The organism is Mesorhizobium sp. J18 (genome assembly GCF_007829525.1).
GTDB lineage: Bacteria > Pseudomonadota > Alphaproteobacteria > Rhizobiales > Rhizobiaceae > VLJP01.
Genome location: NZ_VLJP01000049.1, coordinates 1 through 18,399 on the forward strand (window position 1 = coordinate 1; position 18,399 = coordinate 18,399).

At 60.0% G+C, this 18,399-nt stretch carries 20 protein-coding genes and 2 pseudogenes; 11 read left to right on the plus strand and 11 right to left on the minus strand.

Going from position 1 to position 18,399, the window contains the following annotated elements; genetic code table 11:
* The 6 genes and pseudogenes from L598_RS16410 to L598_RS16435 all read right to left on the minus strand — a co-directional run.
* On the minus strand, positions 1–494 hold a 494-nt coding region (locus L598_RS16410), incomplete at its 3' end, for a BapA prefix-like domain-containing protein (RefSeq protein ID WP_246658796.1).
* A gap of 523 nt (positions 495–1,017) precedes the next feature.
* Complete coding sequence (locus L598_RS21635; RefSeq protein ID WP_210245015.1) at positions 1,018–1,752, minus strand: LuxR family transcriptional regulator; 735 nt, start codon at positions 1,750–1,752, stop codon at positions 1,018–1,020.
* A gap of 339 nt (positions 1,753–2,091) precedes the next feature.
* Complete coding sequence (locus tag L598_RS16420; protein WP_281407408.1) at positions 2,092–2,355, minus strand: invasion associated locus B family protein; 264 nt, start codon at positions 2,353–2,355, stop codon at positions 2,092–2,094.
* A gap of 27 nt (positions 2,356–2,382) precedes the next feature.
* Positions 2,383–3,309 (minus strand): IS110 family transposase, encoded by a 927-nt coding sequence (locus L598_RS16425; RefSeq protein ID WP_186445073.1) that lies wholly within the window; start codon positions 3,307–3,309, stop codon positions 2,383–2,385.
* A 219-nt stretch (positions 3,310–3,528) separates the two neighbouring features.
* Positions 3,529–4,627: pseudogene (locus tag L598_RS16430) on the minus strand (IS3 family transposase).
* 200 nt (positions 4,628–4,827) lie between these two features.
* Entirely contained in the window at positions 4,828–5,721 is an 894-nt protein-coding gene (locus tag L598_RS16435; RefSeq protein WP_144864275.1) for a LysR family transcriptional regulator, read from the minus strand.
* A 96-nt stretch (positions 5,722–5,817) separates the two neighbouring features.
* Between L598_RS16435 and L598_RS16440 the strand changes: the two genes are divergently transcribed.
* A complete protein-coding gene (locus tag L598_RS16440; RefSeq protein WP_144864277.1) occupies positions 5,818–6,555 on the plus strand; it encodes an SDR family oxidoreductase in 738 nt (245 codons plus the stop codon).
* A 30-nt stretch (positions 6,556–6,585) separates the two neighbouring features.
* Complete coding sequence (locus tag L598_RS16445; protein ID WP_144864279.1) at positions 6,586–6,798, plus strand: 4-oxalocrotonate tautomerase family protein; 213 nt, start codon at positions 6,586–6,588, stop codon at positions 6,796–6,798.
* A 95-nt stretch (positions 6,799–6,893) separates the two neighbouring features.
* Here L598_RS16445 and L598_RS16450 read toward each other — a convergent pair whose 3' ends face one another.
* The gene (locus L598_RS16450) at positions 6,894–8,327 is read right to left on the minus strand and encodes an MFS transporter (RefSeq protein WP_144864281.1); all 1,434 of its coding nucleotides are present in this window, start codon (positions 8,325–8,327) and stop codon (positions 6,894–6,896) included.
* Between the two features lie 90 nt (positions 8,328–8,417).
* The gene (locus tag L598_RS16455) at positions 8,418–9,167 is read right to left on the minus strand and encodes an SDR family oxidoreductase (protein ID WP_144864283.1); all 750 of its coding nucleotides are present in this window, start codon (positions 9,165–9,167) and stop codon (positions 8,418–8,420) included.
* Between the two features lie 101 nt (positions 9,168–9,268).
* Between L598_RS16455 and L598_RS16460 the strand changes: the two genes are divergently transcribed.
* Positions 9,269–10,162 carry an AraC family transcriptional regulator gene (locus L598_RS16460; protein ID WP_144864284.1) on the plus strand — a complete coding sequence of 298 codons (894 nt, stop codon included), beginning with the start codon at positions 9,269–9,271 and terminating at the stop codon, positions 10,160–10,162.
* A gap of 393 nt (positions 10,163–10,555) precedes the next feature.
* On the opposite strand, the gene L598_RS16465 is transcribed toward L598_RS16460, so the two are convergent.
* A complete protein-coding gene (locus L598_RS16465; protein WP_144864286.1) occupies positions 10,556–11,191 on the minus strand; it encodes a TetR/AcrR family transcriptional regulator in 636 nt (211 codons plus the stop codon).
* 178 nt (positions 11,192–11,369) lie between these two features.
* Here L598_RS16465 and L598_RS16470 point away from each other — a divergent pair, with 178 nt between their 5' ends.
* Both L598_RS16470 and L598_RS16475 read left to right on the plus strand, forming a co-directional pair.
* Entirely contained in the window at positions 11,370–12,185 is an 816-nt protein-coding gene (locus L598_RS16470) for an NAD(P)-dependent oxidoreductase (protein WP_144864288.1), read from the plus strand.
* Between the two features lie 266 nt (positions 12,186–12,451).
* Positions 12,452–12,859: a DUF2000 domain-containing protein gene (locus tag L598_RS16475; protein WP_144864290.1), complete on the plus strand. Its 408-nt coding sequence runs from the start codon at positions 12,452–12,454 to the stop codon at positions 12,857–12,859.
* A gap of 371 nt (positions 12,860–13,230) precedes the next feature.
* Here the strand turns inward: L598_RS16475 and L598_RS16480 are convergent.
* Both L598_RS16480 and L598_RS16485 read right to left on the minus strand, forming a co-directional pair.
* Positions 13,231–13,435: pseudogene (locus L598_RS16480) on the minus strand (IS3 family transposase); the annotation flags it as partial.
* A gap of 31 nt (positions 13,436–13,466) precedes the next feature.
* Positions 13,467–14,291 carry a helix-turn-helix transcriptional regulator gene (locus L598_RS16485; protein WP_144864292.1) on the minus strand — a complete coding sequence of 275 codons (825 nt, stop codon included), beginning with the start codon at positions 14,289–14,291 and terminating at the stop codon, positions 13,467–13,469.
* A 139-nt stretch (positions 14,292–14,430) separates the two neighbouring features.
* Here L598_RS16485 and L598_RS16490 point away from each other — a divergent pair, with 139 nt between their 5' ends.
* The 6 genes from L598_RS16490 to L598_RS16515 form a co-directional block, all read left to right on the plus strand.
* The gene (locus L598_RS16490) at positions 14,431–14,892 is read left to right on the plus strand and encodes a (2Fe-2S)-binding protein (protein WP_144864294.1); all 462 of its coding nucleotides are present in this window, start codon (positions 14,431–14,433) and stop codon (positions 14,890–14,892) included.
* Between the two features lie 3 nt (positions 14,893–14,895).
* Positions 14,896–15,321 carry a c-type cytochrome gene (locus tag L598_RS16495; RefSeq protein WP_144864296.1) on the plus strand — a complete coding sequence of 142 codons (426 nt, stop codon included), beginning with the start codon at positions 14,896–14,898 and terminating at the stop codon, positions 15,319–15,321.
* 81 nt (positions 15,322–15,402) lie between these two features.
* The gene (locus tag L598_RS16500; protein ID WP_144864298.1) at positions 15,403–17,634 is read left to right on the plus strand and encodes a xanthine dehydrogenase family protein molybdopterin-binding subunit; all 2,232 of its coding nucleotides are present in this window, start codon (positions 15,403–15,405) and stop codon (positions 17,632–17,634) included.
* Between the two features lie 60 nt (positions 17,635–17,694).
* Positions 17,695–17,904 carry a hypothetical protein gene (locus L598_RS21640; RefSeq protein ID WP_144864300.1) on the plus strand — a complete coding sequence of 70 codons (210 nt, stop codon included), beginning with the start codon at positions 17,695–17,697 and terminating at the stop codon, positions 17,902–17,904.
* A gap of 161 nt (positions 17,905–18,065) precedes the next feature.
* Entirely contained in the window at positions 18,066–18,179 is a 114-nt protein-coding gene (locus L598_RS16510; RefSeq protein ID WP_246658795.1) for a LysR family transcriptional regulator, read from the plus strand.
* Positions 18,180–18,239: 60 nt separating this feature from the next.
* On the plus strand, positions 18,240–18,399 hold a 160-nt coding region (locus tag L598_RS16515; RefSeq protein WP_144859921.1), incomplete at its 3' end, for a transposase.

The following is an 18,399-nucleotide window of genomic DNA, read 5'->3' on the forward strand; positions in this document are numbered from 1 at the left end:
TCGGCATCCGCATCCGCGTCGGCGTCTGCATCAGCATCCGCATCAGCATCAGCATCGGCGTCTGCATCAGCATCAGCATCGGCATCGGCATCCGCATCAGCATCGGCATCTCCGTCGCTGCCGTCGCCACCGGAACCACCTGCCGCAGCGGCAATCAGTCCAGCGCCGCCCAAAGCGCCAAGCACGCCAAACAGGAGACCTGAAGAGCCGTCAGATGTGCCGATCAGCTGGTCGACCGACTGGATTTCCACAAACTCGAAATCGGCCAGCCCCTGACTGTGATCCAGCCACCAGAGCGTTCCGTCATCGTCTTCCAGGACCAGGTCGCTCTGCTGCCCATCCTCGGAAACCACGAAGAAATTTGCGATGCGGATGGTCGTTCCGTTGTGCAAACGGACGATCAGATCCACTCCATTGCGCTGAATGGCGGCAACGTCACTCGGGCTCAGGTCCAGCTTGACGACACTGGGAACCTGGACGACGATATTTCCCATCGCCACGGAAGACGCAGATCCGTCTGCTTTGTTGATAATGGTAGCGGCCATGACTTGCCTTTACTGGTATTGGTGAATAGTCGAAGAGAGTGGATTGCGACGTTCGATTTCCGCGGCGCTCACGAGCACGGCAGATGCTGAGGCCGAACTGAACAGGCACATTGCCTTGATCAGTTCTTCTATGGACCGGACATGCGGAGGCTGCTCGCTGACCACCACGTCGACGCCTCCATTCCCAAGGATGCAAAAACGCTGATGGCCGACAGGCCTGGACAAGAGATCGCCCTAGATGCGCGCAACGCGACAGGCCGAATATGCTTTAGCAGACATCGCGAAGACACGCTCAGGCGATAGCCAATCGTGTCGCCCTGCTCTCTGCCTGCAATAGTAACAGACGAGCGTACGCTCGTTGTTGCGTCTGCCATAACCCGCCCCGAATACCCCAAAAATTCGCCAAGCGGATTATTGACCCAATACTTCACTATCGTCAATGCCAATGACGATTTCTGCCATCGCTCTTGTTTCAGCGCGATGGTGGTCGACCGTGTAGAAGAGCAACTGCCTGGCTGCGTGAAGCAACTTTGAGCCTGCGCAGAACCTCGCTCATATGCCAGTCAACGGTCCGTCTCGACAGTTGCATGATGGTGGCAATATCATTGTTTGATTTACCCCGTGCCGCCCAGTGCAGAATCTCGATCTGCCGGTGAGAGAGATTTGCATCGGCAAACCGCCCTGAGACGTCCTCGGAAACCACGCCAAGCGATTCTGCCTTGATCATGGCCGTGTGAGCGATGATCGAAATGGAGTGGACAACGCCCTCGCTGATGCAAATATCGCGAGAGGTCGCCAGGTTGATCAGGCTGGACCTGCCTTCTGACGATGGCAGGGGCACCACAAGTCCGTTGATCAGAGGCATCGCCCGAAACATCTCCACAAGCTTGTTGCTTGTGGGAGTGACATGATCGACCTCACTATTCCAGCAGAAAGGCTGATCAGCGTGAAGTCCGCATAGCAGGACCGGATCCAACTCGTACAATTTCAAACTGTCATATTCGAGATGAAAGCTATCCGCGTGTGTCGTCAATACGGGATTGGCATTGGCCTCATATGCATCCCTGACATTGATGTTCAGTGTGAAGCTTTCGAACCCAAAATGCTGAACCCCTTTGAGAACACTTGCGGTAAGCGCCTCTCTGCAATCAGCCCGGCTAATCGCCGAAACCGTTTGCGACAATGAGAATAACATATCGTCAGGCATCCCTGCCCTGCCTTCCCACAGCCCTCTGTTAGACCTCAAAATGGGTGCCATTCTGGCCCCGCAAGCCGCGCCCGACCATGTTATGGTACTGCGTTCCCAATCCAAACAAAAGTACCCGCCGATTCGAAAGGCGCTGTTCGGCGTTCAGGGCTTATCCGTAGGCAGCGAAAGGCCCAACAGCCGGAAAATCCGCCTGAAGTCTGATCCAAAAACAACTTTCGCAGCGAACCATGACCTGTAAAGTGCCTCGACCAGTCTGCAGCAAAGCAGGCGCAACCCAATCTCATGGCCGCGGATGCAGCGGCAGATTCACCACCGCACAGCGACATGGACCCGCGATTATTCCGCGAGAGCAGCTGCACGGTCGAAGGCCCCGCCAAACCCCTTCAATGAAATGGAAAAGACCGTCTGATTACCACCATCGGCTTTGGCATGTACCTTGAGTGTGGTGCCGTTTCGCAGCGCTGTCAGCATTTCGGCATCGATATTGACTGAGACGGCGCAGCCTGCAGGAAGGCAGGTGCGGAAGTGCAGTGCCTGTCCTGGCGTTCCGTCGTCGATCTGCAATTCCGCTCCGGAGGCTAGATCCAGTCCGAAGGGCAAGACAAGTATCCGTTTTGGTCAAGGAGGTTATGGGGCCCATTTGCGTTGGTCCCTGAGCAGTGCGTTTGCGAGGACGAGAAGGCGCCTCATAATCGCGGTGATTGCGACCTTTGAGGCTTTGCCGGCGGCTTTGAGCTGGTCATATTTGGCCTTGAAGTCAGGATTGAAGCGCATGGCGACGAGAGCCGGCATGTAGAGCGCCTGACGGACATTGGCCCGGCCGCCGCGGATGAAGGCGCGGCCTGTCCATTTTCCTGACTGGCGTGCGACCGGGGCGAGGCCAGCGAGCGATGCAGCCTGGGTGTTTTCGAGGGTGCCGAGTTCGGGCATGTCGATGATCAGCGCGAAGGCGGTGATGGCCGAGACGCCGGGGATCGATACAAGGATGTCGAAGCGGTTGGCCAGGTCAGGATCGGCCTTGATGAGCTTCCTGATCTCGACTTCGATCGCGGCTAGCTGGCGCTCGATCTGCCTGAGTTGCTCGCCATTGTGACGCTTGAGGATGGGCAAGGTCAGGTTCTTTGCTCTGTTCTTCACCGCCGTGCGGTTTTTCACCAGCGCCGCGCGGGCCATGGAGAGGTCCTTGAGATCGTTGAGGACCGGACTGCGCACCGGCCGCGCCTCGAGGTCGAGCAGCGCACCCATGTGGGCCAGCATGGCGGCATCGAGCCGGTCGGTCTTGGCAAGCCGGCCGGTGGCTTCGGCGAAGCGCCTTGCCTGACGCGGATTGACCTTGACCAGCGCGAAGCCCGCCTCCGCCAGCCTCCGCTCGAAGGCTCGGTGATAAGGGCCGGTCGGTTCGTAGACGATGCGCAAACCCGCATCGTCCAGCCACTTCACGAACGCCGTGTGCCCGGCACTGTCGTTGGCGAAGCGGCGGCTGGCGCCATCGCTCATGCGATAGGCGTCGAGATGGTCTTTCGAGATGTCGACCCCGATGGTATCGTCGGTCATCTTTCGCTTGTCCCGTGCTTGTCGTCCGCAGCCGAACTGCGGGTATCCGTTCAGGCCTCAAGAGAAAGACGAGGGCGATCAAACTCTAGCTCGACCCGTCACACGGTCAGCGTTTCACCGATCCGACCCTCGCCGCCGACGAGGGGCTGCTACCCCTCCCGGCGGTTCTTTCTTCGCCCGTTCGGCAGCAAAAGTCATAAGACAAGTTTTCCGGCCTTCTCAGCAACACGGGCTGGCTGCGTGTGCCGATTTCATGAGCGCGGCCGGGACGTTGTTCCCGATCGCGCCGTGTGGCCGTTGCTCATTATAGTCTCTGCGCCAAGCCTCCAACTTTTCTGCCGCATCTGCAAGGCTCATGAACCAGTGGGCGTTCAAACATTCCGCCCGCAGCCGGGCATTGAAGGCTTCAATGAATGCGTTATCGGTCGGCTTCCCCGGCCGCGAGAAGTCGAGGGTGACGCCGTGCCGGTAAGCCCACAGGTCCAGGTCACGGGAGATGAACTCAGAGCCCTGATCGACGCGGATCGTCTTCGGATAGCCGGTTCGCGCACAGACCCGTTCCAGCGTGGCGACGACGTCCTCGCCGCGGTAGCTGAACCTGGCATCCAGCGCCGGCGCGTAGCGTGAGAATGTGTCGACTACCGTCAGCACCCGTATCCTGCGGCCGGTGGCGAGCTGGTCGTGCACGAAGTCCATGGCCCAGACATCGTTCGGACCGACAGCCTCGGCGCGGTCCTCGCGCAGCTTTGCCTTCACCCGCCGCTTCGGCGTCTTGTTCCTCAGCTGCCCAGCTCCTTGTAAAGCCTGTAGGTCTTCTTCTGATTGATCGCCCATCCCTCCCGCCGCAGCAGGACATGCACGCGCCGGTAGCCGAAGCGCACACGGGTCTGGCAAATCTCCTTGATCCGCTGTTCCAGAGCGGCCTGGCCGGGCCGGCGCGACTTGTATCGATAAGTCTTCGGGTCAAACCGGATCGCCGCGCAGGCACGGCGGATCGAGATGGCCCATTCGACACGCATCGCGTCGACCAGCGCTCTCTTCCGGCCAGGCCTCAGAGCTTTCGCTTGATGACGTCCTGCAGCATCTCCCGGTCGAGCGTCAGGTCCGCCACGATCTTCTTCAGCCGCGCATTCTCCTGCTCAAGCTCGCGCAGCCGCTTCATCTCCGACGGCATCATGCCGGCATACTTCTTCTTCCAGTTGAAGTAGGTCGCCTGGCTGATCCCTGCCTTGCGGCAGATCTCCGCCACTGGCGTCCCGTCCTCGCCCTGCTTGATGATGAACGCCTTCTGCGCGTCCGTGAACTGCGATGCCTTCATCGCTTCCGCTCCCTCTCCCAGCCAGGAAATGGCACGGAAAACTCTAACCCGATTCGAGGGCATTCACGGGAGGCAGACCATTTGAACAATCCCCTGCATACTTAAATACCGGAGATGCTAACGTAAGCCAGCTTAAATAGGCTCTTCGCTCTCGGCCTACTCCAACGAACGTCGCCGAAACGGCAGGCTAGTACGTCAAGCTAGAGATTTGCCACATCAAAGACAGCCACTATCCAGTCGAGGAAAACTCGCACGCGCGGCGACAATTGGCGATTCTGCGGATAGTAGACCGCGAGTGGCAAGGGCGGCGGCGGGTGATCCGGCAGAACCTCGACAAGGTTGCCTTTCGCCAGATCCTTCCGGAACCGGTAGCGGGGCGCCTGGATCAGCCCGTAACCCATCCGCGCCAGATGATGCGCGGTTTCCGCTTCGTTGGCGGTCACCCGGCAGGGAAGCGTCACTTCCCTGATACCCTCGCCGGTCCGGAACTCCATCGGCATCACGCGGCCGGTGCGCGACGAAACGAAGCCGATCATCTGGTGTCCGTCGAGGTCATCGACCGAGGCGGGCACCCCGTGACGTTCGATATATTGAGGACTCGCGCAGGTCTGCTCGGGAATATCGGAAAGCCTGCGCATGATGAGGCCGCTGTCATTCGGTTCGCCTGCCCGGATGACGCAATCCACCCCCTCGCGCACCAGATCGACCAGTCTGTCGCCTTGGCCGATTTGCAAGCTAATTTGCGGGTAAGCTTCCAGGAATTCCGGCAGGTGTGGCAGCAGGAAGGCCCGCGTCAGCGTGCCGTGAGCGTCGATGCGCAGCACGCCTGCCGGTTCACCGCCCCGCAGGGCGCCCTCTGCCTCGTCGACATCGGCGAGGATCGACAGGCAGCGCCGGTAGTAGGCCTCTCCGTCCGGGGTAGGCGCCACATGCCGGGTGGTGCGTTCCAGGAGTCGGCTTCCGAGGTCGCGCTCGAGTCGCCTGATCGCTTCAGTGGCCGTCGAACGAGGAATACCCAGATCGGCCGCTGCGGCCGTGAAGCTGCGACGGTCGATGACCCGGACGAAGAGACGCATTGCATCGAGACGATCCATAATTGTTCGGAATAGCCGAATTTTGTTGCCCGCAGAAGGGTGATTATCCCGCACTCAAGTCTCCCTACCTCCTTTCCGAGCAATGGAGGTCGAGACATGAGACTGAAAGACAAGACCGTGATCGTGACCGGCGCCGGCAAGGGCATCGGTGCGGCAATCGCGCGCCGGCTGGCCCAAGAGGGTTGTGCCGTCACTGTGAATTACGCGCGAGACGAGGCTGCTGCCCGTCAGGTTGTGCAGGCTATCGAACAGGCGGGTGGTAGGGCGATCGCGGTGCGGGCCAACGTCGGCGATCCGGCCGCCATGCCCACGCTGTTCGACGCCGCCGAAACCGCGTTCGGCCCCGCCGATATTCTAGTCAACAACGCCGGTATGATGCGGCTGTCACACGTTGCCGATGCTACCGACGCGGATTTCGACGACCACTGCGCGACCAATCTCGGCGGCACGTTCCGCGGCATGCGCGAGGGCGCCAGGCGGCTGCGCAATGGCGGGCGGATCATCAGCGTGTCCTCGAGCGTGGTCGGCTTCTACCAGCCCGGCTATGGCCTTTACGCGGCGACGAAAGCCGCAATCGAGGCCATGACGCGCGTGCTCGCCAAGGAACTGGGCCCGCGCGGGATCACCGTGAACGCGATCTCGCCCGGTCCGGTCGAGACCGATTTCTTTATGCGGGGCAAATCCGCGGAACTGGTCGCCAGCATCACGCGGATGATTCCGCTCGGCCGCCTCGGCCGTCCCGATGACATCGCAGACACCGTCGCTTTTCTGGCCAGCCCGGAGAGCGGCTGGATCAACGGTCAAACCATCCGCGCCAATGGTGGCGCGGTCTAGTTGCAGCCCCTCAAATCCAAGGAACACACAATGCCTTTCGCGAACTACAAACTGCCCCAGGCCTCACTTCCGACGGTGCAGAAGGAGGACCTGATCCACAAGACGACCGAGCTCATGGTCAGCTACCTCGGGAAGGTTGTTCGTCTGACCACGATGGTCCTGATCGAGGAAGTGCCCGATGGCGGATATGGGCGCGCGGACGAGGTCTTCGTCATGCCAGAAGAGTACCGGGCCAAGGGCTGACGCCTGGGGTGTTGGGTCCTCGACCCATGTCGACCGCTAGCTGACAGAGACCTATAACGTATCGATCCAGGTGATTATCGTCGGCGCGCGCCACTTCAACTCCTGAACGTCGACGGCTCCGGCCGGACCTCGTAAGGCCGCTGCCTGTGGCCCGGGCGCAAAACCCAAGTTACGGCAGCAACAAGCACGAAAAGCAGAGCGATCGAGCCCATGGCTACGTCGAAACCCCGCAGTACGGCAGTTCCGAAACCGAGTTCTGGAGCTGTCCCTGCACGATGAGCGATACCCGCGAGCAATGCCGCCCCGAATGCGCCGCCGATCTGCTGTACCGCGCTGGTCACTGCAGCCGCCACGCCGGCATGATGGTCCGGTATGTTTCGCGTCGCAGTTTCAATCGAGGTGGAGATCGTGGCCCCCAGTCCCAACCCGAGTATGACCAGCGGCGCCAGAACGGCTCGGTAGTCGAGCCCGGAAGTCGTGAACGACAAGAGGATGAGCGCGACGGCCGCGAGGAGCAATCCACCCGCGAGGATGACCCGGGCGCCGAGGTGGGGAAGCAGCTTCACCGGTGTCAGCGTTGCTGAAATCATCAATCCCGCGGCCATCGGCAGAAATCCGAAACCGGTCTGGAGAGGCCCAAAGCCCAGATTTCGCTGCAGCTCATAGGTCAGCAGGAGCATGACCCCGAACAGCCCCAGAACCGCCGTGAAAGCGGCGAGAAACGCAGCGTTGCGCGATCGGTCTTGGAAGATGGTCAGCGGCACTAACGGCGTTTGAACCCTGCGTTCAATCGCGATGAAAACCGCGAGCAGCAGGCATCCAGCGAGTAGGCAGCCTGTGACGATGGGCGACGTCCAGGCTTGCGTCTCCGCGTTCGAGAATGCGTAAAGAAGTAGCGACAGACCGCCGCCGGAAGTGACGGCGCCCGCAATGTCGATCCTGCTGTCCCGAATTGGAGCTGTGGTGGGCAAGCCAACCCAGGCGCCGATCTGGGCAATGGCGGCGAACACGGCATTGATCAGCATGCACCAACGCCAATCGAGATATTGGGTCAGGATGCCGCCGAGGATCATTCCGATCGCCGCACCGGAGATCGCAAGCATCGCAAAAACGCCGAACGCGCGCCGGCGCAGCGGCCTCCCGTCGAAGCAAGTTATCAGAAGCGAAAGGGCCGCGGGCGCCAGCAGGGCGGCAAACATGCCTTGGATGGCGCGCCCGGCAACAAGCACAACGAAGCTCTGCGCAAGTCCGCCAAGAACCGAAGCAGCGGCAAAGCCGACGAGACCCAGCATGAATGCCTGTCGCTGGCCGAACCGGCCTACCAGCGCGCCACCCAGCGGCAACAGGCTGCCGAATGCGAGCGCGTATACCGAGATGATCCAGGATCGAAGCGAATCGTCGAAGCCCAAATCCATCTGAGCAGAGGGCAGCGCCACATTTACGATGGAGTGGTCGAGCGTGGCCATCAGTTCGCCAAGGCCGATGACGACCATGGCCAGATAGGGATACTTTAGGTAAGAAGGGCTCATTGCACTTGTCGCGCAGAGCGGTCTGCCCCGCGTCCTGAAGGCGCAGGGCGCGCCGGTTTCGTATGGAAGATTGTCCTGGCGGCCAGCGGCTCAGGCCGCCAGCGCGACCGCATCGGCACCCGCGGGCAAGCGCAGGGGGCAATCGGGCTCCGTGACGGCGCGCCAGATCGCGGCGACGACATCCCGGGACTCGGTGACCTCTCCATCGGCCGCCTGCGCATGGGCGGCGAAGACGCGTTCGGCCAGCGGGCGATAGGGTTCGGGAATACCTCCGGCCTCCGCCATCTTGGCCCGTGCATTCGTCGCGAAACGGGTTCCCGGGGCCTGGCCGGGCAGCACCAGGCGGGTGAGGATGCCGAACGGCTCGAGCTCGAGCGCGAGGCATTCGGTGAACGCATTCACCGCCGCCTTGCTGGCGGTGTAGACGGGCAGCAAGGGAAGCGGCTTCAGCGTGGTGCTGGAGGAGACGTTAACGATGGACCCGGTCCCGCGCTCCCGCATCTGCGGTACGACGGCGCGAACCATCTCCATCGTGCCGAAGGTGTTGGTCTCGAATATGTCGCGGATCGTCTCTTCGGGGGTTCCTTCCAGAGGGCCCATCCATCCGATCCCGGCATTGTTGACGAGGGCATCGATGTCCCCGGCCGCCTCGATCGCCGCGGCGATCGAGCCAGGGTCTGTCACGTCGAGGGGCAGAAGGCGCAGCCGGTCCGAAGCCGGCAGTACGTCCTCGCGCGGCTTACGCATGGTGGCGACGACACTCCAGCCCTTGCTGAGGAAGTGCTCGGCCGTCTCGCGGCCGAAGCCTGAGGAGCATCCAGTAATCATCACGGTGTTCATGTCTGGTCATCCCTTATCGAAATTGAATGGCCTGAATATCGACATGCACATCTGAACTTTCTATCATAGATAATACATGATTCATTAGGGAAAGTCCGAATATGGCCGACCCGCTATCGGAAATGATCTCGCTGCTGCGACCACAGGCGCCATACTCGAAGCTTGTGGAAGGGGCCGGCGCATGGCGGGTGCGGCGCACGGAAATCGAACAGGTCTATTACTGCATGCTGCTGGCCGGGCGGACCTGCCTGGAGGTCGACGGGAAAGAACCTGTTGTTTTGTCCGCCGGCGATTTTGTTATGGTTCCGGAGGCTTACGCCTTCACGATGTCGAGCCTGGAGCCCCCGCCTCCCGATGGGCTGCAGACCCAACCGCTACCCGGAGAGGATGGCAGCGTCCGTCTCGGGTCTTCGCAGGGGCCGGCCGAAGTTCAAATGCTCGTCGGCTACTGCCGCTTCGGATCGCCGGACGCGGATCTCCTCGTCTCGCTCCTTCCCGATCTCGTGGTCGTTCGGGGCGAAAACCGTCTGGCGGATCTGACACGCCTCGTGCGCAGCGAGGCTCGCGCAGATAGACCCGCACGTGATGTCGTATTGGAGCATCTCCTTCAGGTGCTGCTGATCGAAGCTTTGCGGTCCACCTGCGAAGCGGACGGCGCCGCCAGTCTGCTCCGCGGACTTGCCGATCCCAGGCTGGCTGCGGCGCTGCGCTGCATGCATGCCGCCCCCGATCGCAACTGGGGAGTGGTGGAACTGGCGCGCGAAGCCGGCCTCTCACGCTCCGCCTTCTTCACGCGGTTCAGCAGGATCGTCGGCTTGCCGCCGATGGAATACTTGAAGACCTGGCGCATGGCTCTTGCCAAGAAGTACCTGCGCGAGGGCCAAGGCACTGTTGCCGAAATTGCGGCGCGGGTCGGCTACGGGTCGGGCAGCGCCTTCAGTGTCGCCTTTACAAAGCAGGTCGGACGCCCCCCGGCCCATTTTGGACGAGATTAGACTTCACCGCCGATTGGGAATCCAGGCAAATCGGAAATCCATTCATACGGTGTCCTGCGCGAACAGCTCAAGGGAAAGGTCGAGGTCATCGACCCGACGAGGACCCTACTCCTCCAGCAACCGACACCCGAGGAGATCCTGATGAGCAGGAGGAATTTCTGCGCTAGGTGGAGCGTCAGCGCACTGAGCACAAAGGTGGCGCCGCATCCCACCACGGAATCAGCGATCAGATCGAGGAGAAACATTCATGACGACATTCGCGCTCATAGGGCGCGTGGTCGAGACAGTCGCCGCACCGGCGACACCGCTTCTTTGGGTGATTCCAGAGCAGTTGGTTAAAGGCGTGGATGGTCTCTGAGAAGGGGCTTCGCAGCTATAGCTCGACGCCTCATATCAGCGTCTGATGGCATTGGTCGAACTTCGTTGTTCGTTGTCGCACTCGTTCAATTCGGTGAATCGCAATCCGTCAACCATAAGGGCCACCATTCGCCGCGCCTGGACAATGTCGCCCTCACTGGCTGGTGTTGCGACGCGCATACAGGCGATCAGCAATTCCTTGGCATTGACATCTCTTCGGATGGAGCCCGCAGCCTCGGCCGCGTCAAGAAGGTCGCGCAAGACCGGTGTTAGGCGGCTGAAAACATACTCTGGGAGCGACTGATAGGCAGCATTGCCCGAATGAAGAGCCGCGCCCAAACCGCGCTTGGTGGCGACCAGGTCCACAAGTCGCTGCATCCATTTGGCAAGAGCTTCGACAGGCTGTTCACTCGCTGCAAAGTCCAGGGCGGCCTTAGCACAGGCATCGACTTCCTTCTGGATGATGGCTTTGATGAGGTCGGGCCGGTGCGGGAAATGGCGATACAGCGTCCCCACTCCGACGCCGGCCTTATCCGCAATCAACTTCACAGGCGCTTCCACGCCTGACGTATCGAAGACCTCAGCCGCTGCCCTCAGAATTGTTTCGATATTTCGTCGGGCATCTGCGCGCACAGGTCGTATGCCGCTGTCCTTCTCTTGATGTTCGACCATTCTTTCTCCCGCGTGAGTCCCATGTTGCTAAACGGAATCGGATTCCGTATAAATGGAATCACATTCCGATTATGGAGATACCGCAAAGGGCAGAACACTTCCAGTTTCGGCTGCAAGCACGAAGGTGGCTCTCGCTTGATCGGACCAGACGCTTGAAAGTCAATTACAGGAGCGACGTATGACAGTTTTGATAACTGGTGTGACGGGGTTGGTAGGAGCCCGGCTTCTTCCGCGGCTCGTGGAAGCGGGTGTGGATTGCCGCGCCCTGGTACGAAAGGGAAAAGATGTTGCCGCGGGTGCAACCGTGGTCGAAGGAGATCTTTTCGACCCTGCGACTTTGGCGGAAGCAGTAGAGGGGGTTTCCGACATCATTCATCTTGCCGCGGTTTTCCGCACCCAAGACACCGACCTGATTTGGAAGAGCAATGTGGAAGGGACACGCAATCTCATTGCTGCCGTTAAAGGGTATGCGCCGAAGGCTCGATTCATCCTCGCCAGCACCAGCAATGTCTATGAAGAAGGGGGTACACACCCGGGACGGGAAGACGATCCAGTCGATCCAAAGCAAGCATACCCGGCCAGCAAAATCGCGGCCGAGAAGGAACTGCAGGAAAGCGACCTCAACTGGACAGTGCTTCGCTTCCCCTTCGTCTATGGTGACGGGGATGGCCATATTGAGGATTTTGCCAAATATGCGATCGCAGGAAAGTGGCATCCGGCCAAGAAGATCAGCACGATCCACCATCGGGACCTTGCCACGGCCATCCAGCTTGCCCTTACCGGTACGTTCGACGGCCGCATCGTCAATATTGCGGATGACGCAACTATGTCCGTTTACGAGTTGGCGGCGTTGGTAGGACAAAGGCTCGAGTCATCATCCGCCCCATTGGAGAATCCATGGCACCTCCATGTTGATGGCTCACTTGCACGTAGCTTAGGATTCCAACTGACAGTTCGAACAGTCTATCAAGCCGTCCAAGAGAACCTGATGTGATCCAGGCTAATCTGGGTGTGTCAGTGAGATACGGACCAGTTGCCTCAGTCAGGACGACGCGGACGCGATCATGAGATCGTTGAATTTCCGTGTCGTCTCGGCCGATGTGTCGATCCGTGGCCGTCGCACTTTGAACCTCATCGAGCGCGAGGTTCCTACCACGAGCAAATTCTTGACACGGGCCATGTGCCAGGAAACTGAACAGAGGGGGCTAGCACTTTGCGCCTCCTGTTCAGACACTAGACTGCATTTTTAGAAAGGGCAGGATGTTCGATACTAAAGTCGCAATACTGGTTCTCGACAATCTTCCGACATGGCAAAAACTCAATGTGACCGCCTTCCTTGCTACCGGAATTGCTGGGGCTGCTCCTGAAGCAATGGGCGAACCGTATGTTGATGCGGAGGGAAGACGTTACGCCAAGCTACTCGGCCAACCAATGCTTGTTTTTGCAGCCCAGCCGAAGGATCTACTGAGAGCTTATCGGCTATCCAGTGAACATAGCTTGACATGCGCGGTTTTTGTACGGGCCATGTTCTCAACGGGACATGACGCGGCTAACCGTGAGGTATTCAAGGCTGAGCCCGCGGATAATCCTGACCTCGTCGGTCTTGCGCTCCGAGGACCGAAAAAGGCTATCGACAAAGCGATCAAGGGCACGAAGTTGCATCCTTAAACGACAAGCTACGAAGGGTCGTGCAGGGCCGAACCTGGCGGCGAATGCACGGCCATTCGGAGTGTTCATGAGGGTGGAGGAACTGGCTCCGATGAGAGGTGGCTAGGTCGGCCTTTTCCGACCGCTTTACCCACACCGTCGGGATTCGGCCCCATGGCATATTTGGTGGATTTTGGCACCCAGGCTATCCATCAACAGATCGTCTCGAATTCCAGTTCTAGTGCGTGCGGCCTGACCCGGGTCTTTCATCCAGCTGCGACCGCAGCCAGTTTGTGTTGTACTCCGATACCATTCTTTGGGCCGCCGGAAGGTAGAGTTCCCCGGCTTTTTGACGTGAGACCCGATCTTGGACCGCCCGGCGGGGGCTGGCAGGCGTCGTCATGGGTTAGGAACCAGTGCTGGTTCAGCCACTCGGCCGAATTTTGCCGTTGAACGACTCAAGGCATTGTCCGGGGGCTTGCCGGGCCGGAAGAAGTCCAGCGTCACGTCCTTCTGATAGGCCCAAAGATCAAGGTCGCGGGATACGAACTCGGAGCCCTGGTCGACGCGGATCGTCTTCAAATAGCCGACCTTTCGAAAAAATGCGGGTCAGGACCACCTTGAGACGTCAGATAGATCTAACCCCACCCGACCGCCCACATTTCCAGGCCAACATGAATTGCGTTGGGCTCATTCCTGTGAGCTTCTGGCAGTCATAAATCAAATGCGCCTGATCGCAGTACCCCGCCTCAAAGGAAAGTTCAGCCCACCGCGGCCTGTCGGCCTTACTCGCCATCAGTATAGCGCGTTGAAAGCGCGCAATCCGAGCATACTGCTTCGGCCCGAGGCCGATCGCCTCCTGGAACTGGCGAAGAAGATGCCGTTCGCTTAACCCCAGCGAGTCGGCTACGGCATGCACGCTCTGAGCTTCAGACGGACGAGCGATAGCCTCGGCCGCCAAAGCGGCAGCTGTTGCGGAGGACGTCCTGAACGCTTCAGCTTTTTCGAGTTGAGCGTTGAGCGCACTTTCAACTACGTCCAGCCAGCTTCGCGTGGCTGAGGCCTCCATGAGGCGATGGAGCAGTTCGCTGGCTGCCGCCCCCCAGAGTTCCTGAAGTGGGACTACACCGTCGGTCAATTCACTCATGCGCACACGAAAGAAGGGATGTGCCGCCCCCGGCCGGAAGCGTACGACCAGAGTGGCCAGCACGTCCGGATCAGGGATGTCGAAGGCCTGTGGCTGCGCGCCGACAGCATGAATGTCGCCTTTAGCGAAGCCTGACCCGCCATCGCCAAAGGCGCGAAAGACGATGTCAGAAAATCCTTGCGGCAGGTCAACCAAGCGCCGCTCGCCTGCCTTTGGGGCAAGCGTGAAGATGCGCTCGACATAGCGCCCCAATGGCCCGCTTGGGATCAATGCCTCGTGCAGGATGTCCGATTCTTCAAATACCACGACGCCGAAGCTTCCTATTCTCCACTCAGCTCGATCAAGACGAAGGCAGAACAACTGGCCGAACAAGGCAGCCCGTCGCTTCGTACGGAGATGTTCTCACGCTCATCGCCGGACAAAATGTATGGTTTCTGGAGGTAAGATGGCAACCACTCTGACACTCAATGGTGAAGGTGTTTCTTTTGACGTTGATCCTGAGACGCCGTTGCTCTGGGTTATTCGCGAGACAGCGGGTCTCACCGGAACCAAGTTCGGCTGCGGCGCGGGGCTTTGCGGCGCCTGCACCGTTCATGTCGATGGCAGCCCCGTGCGCTCCTGCACCATCGCCCTCGGCGACGTTCAAGGTGCCAGTATCACGACAGTTGAAGGCGCGTCCGGAGATCTAGCTGAGGCAGTGCGCAAGGCATGGATTGCCCTCGATGTCGTGCAATGCGGTTACTGCCAGTCGGGACAGATCATGGCCGCTATCGCTCTCCTGGAACAGACGCCGCATCCCACCGACGCCGACATCGATGATGCCATGAGTGGCAACATATGCCGCTGCGGAACCTATCAGCGCATCCGGGCCGCCATCCATCTGACTGCCCGCACCATCGAGGGCTAAACAATGGTCGCTCGTGGCAAGATCAATCCAACGGCTAGCTACTCGGAGGGTGTGATACACACCCTGCTAGCGTTGCTTGTGTTTACGGTCAGCTCTCTCTGCTCGTCACCAGTTGATGCTCAGGAGTCAGATGGCGAGCGCTTATTCCAGCAGCGTTGCGCGTCCTGTCATAGCCTGGAAGCGGGTCAGAACAGAAACGGCCCGCATCTCTTCGGCATTTTCGGCCGCGTCGCGGGCAGTGTGGACGGGATCAACTATTCCAGCGCAATGCGGTCCTCTGGCATCAGTTGGGACGCTCAGTCGCTCGATAGCTTCCTAGCCGCACCGAGTGCACGGATGCCTGGGACTCGCATGATGATCCGCGTTCCGGACGCAGAGCAGCGAGCAGCAATCATCAGCTACCTCGAGAGCCAGTCTGGTCATCAATGACAACAAGCGACGGTATCCGCGATCGACGAGATTGCAGTCGATATTGCCCGGACCGAGCCAAATCGTGGAAAGGATGGAGAAATGGAAAAATCTCGTGAGGTAGAATCGCGGATCACCCGCAGAAGTGTACTCAAAGGCGCAGCTTTCGCCAGCGCTGGGCTTGTCATCGGCTTCAGCCTGCCTCAGCGGAGCTTCTCCAACTCACAGTCCGTGCAGGAGACATTCGGTCCCAACGCGTTTCTCCGCGTGGCACGGGACAACAGTGTCACCATCATCTCCAAACACGTTGAGCACGGTATGGGCATATTCACGGGTCTTGCCACAGTGATTGCCGAGGAGCTGGACGCTGACTGGTCGCAGGTGAAGGCAGAGCCGGCGCCCGCCGACGCGGATCTGTTCAAGAACCTCGCCTTCGGCATCCAGTCGACCGGTGGCAGTAATTCCATGCAAAACTCGTTCCTGCAGTACCGCCGAGCCGGCGCGACGGCCCGCGCCATGCTGGTGGAAGCGGCTGCCGCGCGGTGGCGCGTCGCCTCTGCGGAAATTTCGATCGACAAGGGAATTGTGATGCACGAAGCATCCGGCCGTACTGCATCGTTTGGCGAACTGGTCGATCAGGCGGCGGCTCTTCCCGTACCGGAGGACGTGCCGCTCAAGGATCCCTCGCGGTTTCGCCTGATTGGGCGGGACGATGGGACGGTGAAACGGCTCGATAGCCCGGCAAAGACAAATGGCACCGCCCTCTATGGCATCGATGTCAAGCTCCCCGGAATGCTCGTAGCCGTGGTCGCACATCCATCGCGTTTCGGCTCGACTGTCCGGTCATTCGACGACAGCGAGACGCGCCAAATCCCCGGCATCGTCGACGTGGTCGAGATCCCGACTGGTGTAGCTGTTCTTGCCGAATCGTTCTGGGCGGCTCTGAAAGGGCGCGAGAAACTCAGGGTGGATTGGGACGAAACGGCCGCAGAAAAGCGCGGCACCGATGAGATCATTTCAAATCACCGCGCGTTGCTCGATCAACCCGGCAATGTTGCCCGCCGCGACGGCGATGTCGAAACCGCTCTGGCTCGCGCCGCCAAGACAGTGACTGCGGACTATTCGTTTCCCATTCTGGCGCATGCTCCGCTGGAGCCAGTGGCCTGCGTTGCACGTCTTTCAAGCGATAGCTGTGAGGTCTGGTCCGGAGATGCAAACGTAACCCCCCTCCAGATGAAAATAGCCGCCACACTCGGCTTCCGCCCCGATCAGGTCGAGATCCACGCGGTCTTTGCTGGCGGCCATTTCGGGCGACGCAACGAAACGGCGCTGGAAGCGGTCGAGATTGTAAAAGCGATAAACGGCCGCGCTCCCGTCAAGCTACAGTGGACGCGCGAGGAGGAGCTGCAGAACAGCGTCTACATGCCGATGTACCTTCACCGGGCGACGGCCGGCCTCGACGACAACGGAAACCTGATCGCCTACTCCCATCGCATTGTCGGAAAGTCGCTGCTGCTCGATTCTCCGGAATTTGCCGCCCAGTTTGTGGTGAACGGAACAGACTTCACCTCCGTGGTAGGGCTCGCGACGACATCCTACGACATTCCGAACATCCTGGTGGAATCGCACAACGCGGTGGTTGCGATGCCCGCTGCCACTTGGCGCAGCAACTACAACAAGACCTACGCCATCGAGACCTTTCTCGACCAGGTCGCTCGTGCCGCGGGCCGCGACCCGTACGAGCTCCGCCGCTCACTGCTCGCGCGTGACCCACGCGAGAAGAAGATCGACGTGCTTTCGGTTCCCGAACCTGTGAAGGACCACATATTCGCCGAACACCCGCGCGAACTGCGCGTTCTGGAGCTCGCGGCGCAGCGCGCCGGCTGGGGAGAAGCGATGGGGCCGGGCCGAGGCCGCGGCATCGCGCTCGCCTATGCCTACTCCACTCCGGTCGCGCAAGTGGCCGAAGTGACTGTGGCCGACGATGGCAAGATCAAGGTCGACCGCATCGTCTGCGCGATAGATTGCGGAGTGGCGGTCAATCCGGATGTGATCCGGGCACAGATGGAGGGTTCGATCGCTTTTACTCTCGGAAGTGCCTTGCACAGCGAGATCACCATGACAGGCGGTGCCGTTGACCAGTCGAATTTCCACGACTTCCAGGTCATGCGCATAGACGAGATGCCGAAGGTGGAAGTGCACATCGTACCGTCCGCGGCGCCGCCTACTGGAGCAGGCGAGCCGGGCGGAGTGCCGGTCGCAGCTGCGGTCGCTAACGCCGTTTTTGCCGCAACGGGGAGAATGTATCAAAGCCTACCTTTCGGTACGGTCTGAGACTTGCCCAGCTATTCGTCACTCCTGATCTGCTACAACCCCTCCAAAGCAGCACTGAACATGTCGACGGTTCAACCCACCGCGGAGTTGCAGCACACGCCAATCGGCGTGAACTCGGCCTGCCCTGCATATGTGACAACAGATCTCACCGGGCACACAGGTTACATGATGCTTGCAGAAGGCGCACGATTGCCGGTCGCCTGTGCGCTGGCAGGCGGAAATGCCGTTTCGGGACGATTTGTGGAGCCGGACGGCGAGACGCACTGGTGAGGTCGAGACATATCTCGACGTGCCAAGCGCAAGCGGTGTGTGATCGATGAAAATATCATGCCTTTTGAGCACAAGTCCGCACCGCCACCGATCCGCCTCATCGATGAACGGTGACGACTTCGCAGCGCAAGCTGGCCAACCGGTTTGAGTAAGGCGTAATGATGGAAGTCGGACAACTCCGGTACATCATCGCTGCGGCGGAGAACGGGAGTTTCCGGCGAGCAGCAAAGTTTCTCCAGGTGCAGCAGTCCAGTGTCAGCCGCGCCATCCAGTGATCCACCCCCATTGAACGGGTCCACCTTGAAGTATGGTTTTGACCATGAAGGAGGACCACAATGGCAAACAAGCGACACAAGCCCGACGAGATCGTCACGAAGCTTCGGCAGGKTGAGGTTTTGCGCGGCCAAGGCATGGCGATGGCGGATGCTGTTCGCCAGATCGGCGTTTCCGAGCTGACGTTCTACCGGTGGCGTAAGCAATATGGCGGCATGAGCC